The sequence below is a fragment of the Algivirga pacifica genome (assembly GCF_039543525.1).
Classification (GTDB): Bacteria; Bacteroidota; Bacteroidia; order Cytophagales; family Flammeovirgaceae; genus Algivirga; species Algivirga pacifica.
Window position 1 is genome coordinate 86,890 of record NZ_BAABJX010000048.1, and the last position, 10,249, is coordinate 97,138.

Consider the following 10,249-nt stretch of genomic DNA (forward strand, 5'->3'; position numbering starts at 1 on the left):
ATCGCCTCTCTACACTTTTCTTCTTTGATCTTAAGCAAAGGTGATCAATTCCTTTGTTTCAAAATTGTTTAATTGATGGTAGTTTAGGTACTTTTCATGGATTTCTTTCGAAACTCGGTAGGCGTTACCCCTGTCGCCTTTTTAAAGAACTTGGTAAAATAAGACTGATCACTATAGTTCAATTGATGAGCTATTTCTGTTGCTGTTAGATCTGTATGAATAAGTAATCGCTTGATTTCCAGTAACATCTTATCTTTTATGAGATCTGAAGAGGTTCGCCCAGTCACTTGTCTTACCGTTTGGGTTAAATGATTAGGGGTGATATTCAATGCGTCTGCATACTGTTGTATGCCGGCATTCGTATGGTACATTTCCTCAATAAGTTGTCGAAACTTCCTGACCAATAACTGTCCTTTAGAAGAAGCTATTTCTTTCATCTCTCTGGGATAGATGTGGTTACAGTAGTTTAACAGGAGGTCTAGCAGAGAATTCATAATCTCTATTTCGTCTGTACCTTGTTTAATTTGCTCACAACCTTTTTCAAATAACATCTGAATAAAACTCAGATCATTGGGAGAGGAAATTAACAAAGGTGCATTCTCATGTTGTACGTTAAAAAAGAATGGCAACTCCAATAGTTTATTCTTATTGGTTTTGTGTAGTAAGTAAAACTCCGATGTAAATAGAAAGATATACCCTTTGATATCTTTTGACAACTCCAACTTATGGGCCTGTCCTGGGCTAAGAAAGAAAATACACGGAGGGGTAATGGCATATACTTTATCATCAATAATATGATTGCCGGTACCTTGTGTCAGAAAAAGCACTTCAAAAAAATCATGTCGATGAGGGTACTGTACCTTAAAATGTCTGTTGGCATCGAATACCTCCACCTGATAAGAAGCCTTCTTGGAAGAAGACGCTCGATTAAAGTTATCCAGGCTATAGGTCGGAATAAAATCCTTCATGCTAGTTTAGTTTAAAAATAATAATCATTAGGTAAAACCCTGTATAAAGAAGGAATCCTTACCTTCTCTTAAGAGCTTGTTATAGTTATACTCCATATGAATGTAAGAACACACGCTCCTTACATCATGATACTACTTTAAAAACAAGTAGCCCACACAAGTAATAATTCTCTATAAATCAACAATAAAACAAGGTTAAACAAGCAGAAACAGCAAAAAAATTATCGGTAAAAATGTCTCTTTTAAAAAATACTATCTTCTGTTTTATTACCCTTTAGAGAATAGTATTACATGTTTGTACTCTTTTTTTTCTCCTTTTATATTGTGAGGACTTGGAGCCTAAACAAAGATGTAATGTGTGGATTAAAAATCCTACCGATCTACTAAAGTTCTTATAGAATCTTACATCCTCACTAAGGATACTTTTATAGACCGTAAATTATAAATATCCTTCTGAGGTTATTATTAACAAAGGGGAAACATTTCTCTATATCACCAACACCATATTAAACTAACCGATCATGACAACATCCATGAAACCTGAACACAGTGAAAAAACAGATTTCCTACCCATCAAAGGAACTGACCATGTAGAATTTTATGTAGGCAATGCCAAACAGGCAGCTTACTTTTACCAAACCGCTTTTGGCTTTAAGCTGATTGCTTACGCTGGCCCCGAAACTGGCGTAAAGGATCGTGCATCCTACGTATTGCAGCAAGACAAACTACGTTTTGTATTTACCACGGCGTTAGGTGCCAATAACCCTATCTCTGAACATGTTAAAAAACATGGAGATGGCGTGAAAGTTCTGGCACTTTGGGTTGACGATGCTACCTCAGCCTTTCAGGAAACTGTGAAGAGAGGTGCTAAGGCGGTTCATGAGCCGAAAACAATAGAAGATGAGCACGGGAAAGTAGTTACTTCCAGCATCGCAACCTATGGAGATACGATCCATACCTTTATAGAACGCCGAGATTACTTAGGACCTTTCCTTCCGACATACGAAGCGAGAACATCCCTTATGGAAGTCAAGCCAGTGGGCCTTAAGTATGTGGACCATTGTGTTGGTAATGTTGAACTGGGTGAAATGAATAAATGGGTGAAGTTTTACGAAGACGTTATGGGGTTCAAATTATTATTGACCTTTGACGATAAGGATATTTCCACAGACTATACAGCCCTTATGTCCAAAGTGGTTTCCAATGGCAATGGATATATCAAGTTTCCAATCAATGAACCCGCTGAAGGAAAAAAGAAATCTCAGATTGAAGAATACCTGGATTTCTATAATGGCTCTGGCGTACAACATATTGCACTAACCACTGACGACATTATTGGAACGGTTAGTGAACTAAGAAAAAGAGGAGTAGAATTTCTTCATGTCCCAAGTAACTACTATGATGACCTTTTAGACAGAGTAGGAGAAATTGATGAAGACTTACAGCCTCTAAAAGACCTAAATATCCTGGTAGATAGAGATGATGAGGGGTATTTACTACAAATTTTCACTAAGCCAGTAGAAGATCGCCCTACCCTATTCTATGAGATCATTCAGCGTAAAGGGGCGAAGTCTTTTGGAAAAGGAAACTTTAAGGCTTTGTTTGAGGCTATTGAGAGAGAGCAAGCAAGAAGGGGAAATCTGTGATCTTAGCACTTGAAATCTATTTCATAATAGAAAAACACCATATATTACCACATACTACCTATTAGCATATAGAAGCATGGCTACGGCCGTGCTTTCTTTTTTATCACACAAGGTACTACTTCCAAATGGATAAAGGAGGAAGGAAGAAGGATAAAAGAATAAGGAGCTTATGGATAATAATCCTTTATCCTTCTTCCTTAAACCCCTTAAAAGTAGCACATAACTATAAGTTTACTTGGCGTTCAATCCACTATTTGGTTAAAATAGACTACCTTGCGTTCCTCTTTGGATGGGTTGAATCAAAGACACATCATTATTACGAACATTCCCCACCTTACTACTAACAGGGTAATAGTCAAACCATTCGGAGGGAGCTGACTGCAAAAATGCTTTTCGTTCCTCTACAGACATTTCCTCTAACCAATCTCCTTCCCTTTCCACTGGTAGAATCACAGGCATACGCTCATGGATAGAAGATAATTTGGAATTAGCCGGAACTGTCAACACGGAAAAAGAATATAAATCTTCTCCCTGGGGTGTAATCCATTTATCCCATATTCCTGCCATCGCAAACAATTCTCCCCTATTCAAGGTAATTCGAAACGGTAATTTATTCTTTCCCTGCGTTTGCCACTCATAATACCCATCGGCAATCACCAAGCAAGGATGTTGTTCAAAGGCCTTCTCAAAAGATGCCTTTTCCAGCACGGATTCTGACCGGGCATTAAATGTACTGGCAGTCCCTATCTCCTTTGCCCAGGATGGTATTATCCCCCACCGGAAATAGCTTAATGAGGAAGAGTCAGTATTTGAAATGACGGGGAGTAATTGTGTAGGAGCTCCATTGTAAAAAGGATTATACGAAGAAGCTTCCATCTCTGGTATTAGATGAAAACGCTTTTTGACTTCTTGGGCGGGTTTGGTTAGGGTATATCTTCCACACATAAGATTAAACTTGTTGAAGCGTTGATTCGTTGAATTGAGCTTCGCTCGTTGATTCGAGTTGATATGTTATATGAGTATCAGTACATATTTCAATCAACAGTTCACACGCCATGTAATGGTCGAATCAACTCACCGAAGGTGAAATTCAACGAATCAACGATTCAACACTTAAGAAACGGATACGGCATCGTGCAAAGTACTTTCCAAAGCAAAAGTCACTAGTTCCTCTAGACTAATTCCTAGGTAACGAGCCTGCTGTGGTAAAATACTTTCTGTAGACATTCCTGGAATAGTATTGATTTCCAACATATTTGGCTTTCCATCCACAATAATGAAATCCGTACGTACAATTCCTCTTAGGTTCATCGCCTTATATACTTTGGCTGCCAACTCTCTCACAGTCTGTGTTACATTGTCTGGAACTTCTGCAGGAGTAATCTCTTGTGCTCCTCCCTCATACTTTGCCTGAAAATCAAAGAATTCATTTTCAGTACGAATTTCTGTCATCGGGAATACAAAGATCTCTCCTTCCTTCTTCATGGTTCCTACAGATACCTCCACACCATCCAAGAAGCTCTCGATCAAGATTTGGCTATCCTCTTTTAATGCTACCGCAATCGCCTCTGGCAGTTGAGCTGCCTCTTTTACTTTAGACACTCCAAAGGAAGATCCCGCTCTGTTTGGCTTCACAAAACAAGGAAGTCCTACTTTATCGATAATCTCTTGTGTGTCGTACTGATCACCTGCAGACAAGAATACCGATTCAGCTGTTGGAATATTATATTGTCTTGCTACCGCAATACATTCCCTTTTATTAAATGTCAAAGCAGCCTCAAAAGGAGCGCATGAGGTGTATGGAATCTCTAGCATATCCCAATACCCTGGTAACTTACCATCCTCTCCAGGAGTACCATGAATCACGTTATAAGCGACATCAAACGTAACCTTTGCTCCATCCAGTATAAAGCTGAAATCGTTCTTATCGATCTCTATTTTGGTTTCATCCTCCAGTAATACATACCAGGATTTACGTTCAATCACCACTCTATATGGTGTAAATTTCTCACGATCAACGTGATTATAAATCACATTACCGCTTTGCATGGAGATTACGTACTCAGAAGAGTAGCCTCCCATCACTACCGCAACATTCTTTTTCATTAGATTATAGTATTTGAATCGCTAATATATATCTGTATCCTATTTTTTCATTTAAAATGAACAAAAAAAAGAGTGGCAACCTCTAAGATTGTCACTCTTTTTTGTTGAAATTGTTTAGTAAAGCTTCACTTTGTTGAGCTTCACCTTCGGTGAGTTGAGAAATATGGTTCGATCTCTACCGGGATTATCACCTTCGGTGATCGATGAATTGAGGAATGAGCACTTCCACCTTCGGTGAATTTTATCTTCATAAAAGGTGGTAAGGTATATTTTTCAACTCATCAAACATGAAGTCCTTATAAGAGGTCGAACCACATTCCTCAACTCACCGAAGGTGAAACTCAACAGTACATAGTGCTACTCAACCAGCCGCGCAAGCGGCCTCAACACCGGCTACATACCCGTGATGAGGAAGTGTACCCTTCTGTTCTTAGTGTGCTCTTCTTCCGTACAGTTATAGCAATCATCTTTACAGATAATTTGAGGTTTTGTTTCCCCAAAACCTTCCGAGTCCAATAACTCTTGCACTATCCCATTATCAATGATGTAATCCATCGTAGATTTCGCCCTTCCTTTAGACAATCGTAGGTTATAGTTATCGTTTCCTCTACAGTCTGTATGTGCTTCAATCTTGATACTCAAGCCAGGGGTATTCTCCATAGCATCCACTACCTTGTTCAACATCAGCTTAGACTCATCCTTCAGGGTCGTTTTGTTTAGATCAAAATAGATATCTCCAATTCCCAATAGCTCACCGATATCTGTACCTACATCAATCTTGTGCATATTCATATCCACCTTGTCCAACACCTCTTGCATATCAATACGACCGGGTTCTTTGATCTCGTAATAGAAATCAAAGGACTTTCCAAGATACCCTTTTTTCTGTAGTGCGATTTTAAAGTTCAAGGTATCTCCCACCTCATACTGTGGCAAAGGACGATGTATATCCCCTTTTTCTCCTGTCAGTAAAAGCATCTGCTCTTTACCTGTATGCTGATCCTTGAATATCAACTTTGCATCACTTACGGGTTGCTGTGTCTTCTTTTCCTCAATCTTAGCATACAGGCTGATATAGTATGGCAAGGCTATATCAATCGTTAATTTACGACCCACCACTTCACTCATCCCTTTCTGCTTGGAGCGAGAAATAAATGCCTTTTTATCTGCCGACACCAAAAAGCTACGGGATGGATCAACCTGTGTATGATAATACCCATTTTCATCAGTCTGTAGCTCTGCTACTACTTTTTGAAGGTTATTTTTCACCACTACCTTCGCATTAGGCAATGGTTCTCCCGTAATCTCATCGGTAATGGTTCCACTCAGTTGATAGTGAAAAAATGACTCTTCTGAAGAAACTTCATATACGTCATCATCTCCCATACCTCCTTCACGATTACTACTCAAATAACCATTCTTGTAGGAAGTGAAATGCACACCAAAATCATCTTTATTGGTATTGACCGGTACTCCCATATTATGAATCATCGGTTCTTCAGAGGTCAGATCAATCCAAAAGATATCCAATCCTCCCATTCCGGGATGACCGTCACTGGCAAAACACAAATAGCGATCTTCAAGAATAAAAGGGAACATCTCATTGCCTTCGGTATTAATCAACTCTCCCAAAGACTGTATATTCCCCCAAGTCTCCCCGGTAAACTCGGCCTTATACAAATCTGTCAATCCTTCTCCATCATCCAGATCACTGGCAAAGAACAACGTCTGTCCATCCTTTGTCAATGCAGGGTGCCCCATTGAAATCCCTTTAGGATTGAAAGGCGCTGGTAATGGTTCTGGCTCCAACCATTTACCTTCTTCTTTCTTGGAAGCAAAAAGTAATAAACGAGAAACGTCTTTTTTATCCTTCCCTACTCTACCATGCACATAATTATTCCGTGTAAATACCACCTTACTGTCATTATCATAAAATACCGCAGGACCTTCATGATATGGAGAGTTGAAATCTTTTTCCCAAGCCTTCGCATCCTTAGACTCCGGAGTTGTGTGGTAGAAGTTTAAAAAAGGAGTATTATTTCCCTCATACTTCTTTTCAAAGAGCTTTTTACTGGAACGATTGGATAAAAATAGCACCTCACTCCCAAAAATCGTGGGAGAGAACTCTGCATTTTCTGTGTTGAAAGGCATGGATGCAATATCCACTCCTTCCGCTTCTTGATAGAAGTTATCCATCGCAGAAAGCGCCTGTACCTTATGTTCTACAAAAGCCTCGTTCTCCACCATCCCTTCATAGGTACGATACATCTCGATTGCCTGTTCATACGCACGATTGCTGGTCAATACTTCCGCATAATTATAATAGGTGTTAGGGGTTAAGGAAGAATCATTCAGTATGATTGCTTTCTTGTACCAAACTGCGGCCTCTTCTGTATTCCCCAGCAATCGGTGACATTCAGCCACCTTCACCTGCAGAAAGGAATTCAAGGTATCTTTCTTTGCCGCTACAGCATAGTGTTTCAAGGCTTTTGGATAAGCAAGTTCTTCAAAAGCCTTATCTCCTTTCACTTCTCTTTTTTGGAAAGGAGAATCCAACCCTTGTCCAGCAAGTTGCAGACTACACAGCAGTAATACTGCTGCCAAATAAATATTCTTTCTCATTTTCACTAAAAGAAATGTCTTGGTGTAATAAACTTCGTTTTGTCCAGACTAAAGCGATAGCTTACCATCACTTCATGGGATCCTGAACCCATTCGACTAATTTGAGAACCTAATGCCAGGTCATAGGCATAACCAAAAGACAGGCTCTTCGTGATATTGACTTGCGTAATCAAATCCAGCGACTCCAATGATCTCCAAGACAAACCTACCCAGAAAGTATCCTTAATCAATAAATTGGCATTTAGGTCTACCTCTAAAGGTGCCCCTGGTACCATTTTAACCAGAATATTTGGCTTTAAACGAAGGTCTCTGTTAATATCGAATACATACCCTGAAGCAATGAAATAATGTCGAACCAACTTAGTAGTTGCACTCAACAAGCTATTGGGCGTATCCACCGAAAAGTTATTCAGCTGAGGAATAGAAACTCCTGCATAAAACCGTCTGGTGTAGTAATATAATCCTGCACTAAAGGAAGGCAGAAAACTACTAAGGTCTCCAGAAAGAAAGGTTTGATCATCGGCTACTACTTGTGATAAGTTTTCGCCATAATAAGACAACCCTCCTTGCAGGCCAAAGGAAAGTCTCTTACCATCCCCCAAAGGCAGACGATAAGCAGTAGAGAAAAATACTCCATACTGATTCGACACTCCAATTTGGTCATGCATTGCTGAAAAGCCAAGTCCCAAATTAGTTTCATTAATTGGAGAATGGATATAAAACGTCTCCGTATTAGGAGCTCCATCCACCCCTACCCATTGTTGTCGGGCAAGTGCCGTAGCGACGATCGCTTCCTGTGTCCCGGTATAGGCCGGATTGATCGCCAAGGCATTAAACATATATTGGGTAAACATACTCTGCTGCTGTGCAGCAGAGTATTGTAATCCCCAAAAACATACTATGATCGTTAAGGTTAATTTAAGAAATCTCATTTTCAGGTTTGTTTAGCGCTTTATGACGATATAACCGGTCTTAATATTTTTTCCATCTCCATTCAGGTCAATGAAGTAGAAATAGGTTCCATCAGGTACTCCTGTTCGAGAAGTCATCAAACCACTCTTCGCAATGCCATCCCAGGCATTACCTCCTTCATTCTTATACCCTTTGGTCTCAAATACCAGACTTCCCCAGCGGTTGTATACCTTGACGATATTGTCCGGATAATCATCAATTCCCTCTATAAACCAAGTATCATTCACTCCGTCATTATTAGGAGAGACTCCTTTCTTAGGTGTTACTGGCACATCTGCAACATTTTCCACATTTACAATCACCACAGCTGTCGCTCGTTCACCTTCCAAGTCAAGGACTTCAACAAGTAACTCATGTACCGGTGTTCTCTCATAATCCAAATACAAGTTATCTGCTACCGTAATCACTCCTGTGATAGGATCAATCGTAAAGATTGCATCAGGATCTCCATCAATAATCTCGTATGTCAACTCATCCGTAGCATCCTCTCCTGCCGAATTTTCATCTTTTGCGACCATAGTATGTACCTCCAATCCTACCGGTGAATTTTCTGAGATGGTTACTTCAGCATCCTCTACCACTGGCGGCTCATTCTTCGGTAATACTTTTACGACAACAGTCACTGTTGTTGTATTCCCTTCACTATCACGAGTCGTATAGGTAAAGTCATCTTCTCCTACAAAGTCCTCATCCGGCGTATAGGTGATCGACCCATCCTCTTCGACAGTCACCGTACCATTTTCAGGATCTTCAATCTCTACAATCTCATCTTCCACTTCTATATTCACTTCTCCATCTTCTTCGACTTCTACCTCTTTATCTTCGATGACTGTTACAATAGCTTCGCAAGTGGATGTATTACCATGAATATCCGTCACCGTTATGGTTACCGTATTTTCACCAAGATCACTGTTGGTAAACGTGGTCTGACTCACTGACTGCTGATCAACCTCACAGTTATCCTCAGAAGAAGCCAACACCTGCGTGATGTCAATTACCCCATTGCCATTTTCATCTAACGTGATGGTTACCGGTTGACAAACAATTGTTGGTGCAATATTATCCACTACGGTTACTGTTGCCGTACCCGACGCCGTGTTTCCACTTTCGTCCGTTACTGTCAACGTCACCGTATGATCGCCTACTGAAGCACAAGTGAAGTCACTTAGATCAATTGTCTTGTCTGCGATACCACAGTTGTCATTGCTGCCATTATCAATTTGATCTGCTGTAATATTCACATTTCCGCCAGCATCTAATTCCACCGTAATATCTTGGGTGATCACTGTTGGAACCGTTACATCCTCGATCATCACGTTAGCGGTACAAGTCGACGTATTGCCTGCCTCATCCGTTACTGTCAACGTTACTACCTGAGTCGTACCGATATGGCTGCAGTCAAAAGTAGTTTTATCGATGGATAAGGTTACTTCTCCTTCGGAATCATAACTACCATTATCAATTTGATCGGCTGTTACACTCACATTTCCGTCCGCATCCAACTCCACTGTAATGTCCTGACAAATGGCTTCTGGAGCCGTTTTATCACTGTTATCCACTACCGTTACAGTCGCTGTACAAATAGACTCATTACCGTGAATATCCGTTACTGTAACCGTCACCTCATTGGCACCAATATGTGCTGTCGTAAAGCTGGTCTGACTTGCTACTTTTGTGGATACTCCACAAGCATCGCTAACACTCTCTATCAGATCATCTACCGAAACCGTGGCATTACCCGAAGCGTCCAAGGTCACCGTATAATTTTGACAAGTCAATACCGGAGCAATACGATCCACTACGGTTACTGTTGCCGTACCCGACGCCGTGTTTCCACTTTCGTCCGTTACTGTCAACGTTACCGTATGGTCCCCTACTGAAGCACAAGTAAAGTCACTTAGATCAATTGTCTTGTCTGCGATACCACAGTTGTCA

General features: G+C 40.4%; 7 protein-coding genes. 1 reads left to right on the forward strand and 6 read right to left on the reverse strand.

Translation table 11 applies throughout. The features are described from left to right. Positions 1–83 precede the first annotated feature (83 nt). A complete protein-coding gene (locus tag ABD985_RS15970; protein ID WP_345373453.1) occupies positions 84–968 on the reverse strand; it encodes a helix-turn-helix domain-containing protein in 885 nt (294 codons plus the stop codon). Positions 969–1,489: 521 nt separating this feature from the next. Here ABD985_RS15970 and hppD point away from each other — a divergent pair. Further along, positions 1,490–2,614, forward strand: coding sequence for a 4-hydroxyphenylpyruvate dioxygenase (gene hppD / locus ABD985_RS15975; RefSeq protein WP_345373455.1), 1,125 nt, complete (start codon positions 1,490–1,492; stop codon positions 2,612–2,614). 258 nt (positions 2,615–2,872) lie between these two features. On the opposite strand, the gene ABD985_RS15980 is transcribed toward hppD, so the two are convergent. The 5 genes from ABD985_RS15980 to ABD985_RS16000 all read right to left on the reverse strand — a co-directional run. Beyond that, complete coding sequence (locus ABD985_RS15980; protein ID WP_345373457.1) at positions 2,873–3,559, reverse strand: SOS response-associated peptidase; 687 nt, start codon at positions 3,557–3,559, stop codon at positions 2,873–2,875. A 168-nt stretch (positions 3,560–3,727) separates the two neighbouring features. Beyond that, positions 3,728–4,720 carry a D-alanine--D-alanine ligase gene (locus ABD985_RS15985; RefSeq protein WP_345373459.1) on the reverse strand — a complete coding sequence of 331 codons (993 nt, stop codon included), beginning with the start codon at positions 4,718–4,720 and terminating at the stop codon, positions 3,728–3,730. A gap of 393 nt (positions 4,721–5,113) precedes the next feature. Next, positions 5,114–7,342, reverse strand: coding sequence for an OmpA family protein (locus ABD985_RS15990; RefSeq protein WP_345373461.1), 2,229 nt, complete (start codon positions 7,340–7,342; stop codon positions 5,114–5,116). A gap of 5 nt (positions 7,343–7,347) precedes the next feature. Continuing rightward, positions 7,348–8,274 carry a PorP/SprF family type IX secretion system membrane protein gene (locus ABD985_RS15995; RefSeq protein WP_345373462.1) on the reverse strand — a complete coding sequence of 309 codons (927 nt, stop codon included), beginning with the start codon at positions 8,272–8,274 and terminating at the stop codon, positions 7,348–7,350. A gap of 12 nt (positions 8,275–8,286) precedes the next feature. Continuing rightward, a partial coding sequence (locus tag ABD985_RS16000) for a T9SS type B sorting domain-containing protein (RefSeq protein ID WP_345373464.1) occupies positions 8,287–10,249 on the reverse strand: 1,963 nt, incomplete at its 5' end.

Excerpts from the sequence above, each read along its gene's own strand:
- ABD985_RS15980 (WP_345373457.1), bottom strand. The coding sequence starts at position 3,559 with ATGTGTGGAAGATATACCCTAACCAAACCCGCCCAAGAAGTCAAAAAG.
- hppD (WP_345373455.1), top strand. The coding sequence starts at position 1,490 with ATGACAACATCCATGAAACCTGAACACAGTGAAAAAACAGATTTCCTA.
- ABD985_RS15985 (WP_345373459.1), bottom strand. The coding sequence starts at position 4,720 with ATGAAAAAGAATGTTGCGGTAGTGATGGGAGGCTACTCTTCTGAGTAC.
- ABD985_RS15990 (WP_345373461.1), bottom strand. The coding sequence starts at position 7,342 with ATGAGAAAGAATATTTATTTGGCAGCAGTATTACTGCTGTGTAGTCTG.
- ABD985_RS15970 (WP_345373453.1), bottom strand. The coding sequence starts at position 968 with ATGAAGGATTTTATTCCGACCTATAGCCTGGATAACTTTAATCGAGCG.
- ABD985_RS15995 (WP_345373462.1), bottom strand. The coding sequence starts at position 8,274 with ATGAGATTTCTTAAATTAACCTTAACGATCATAGTATGTTTTTGGGGA.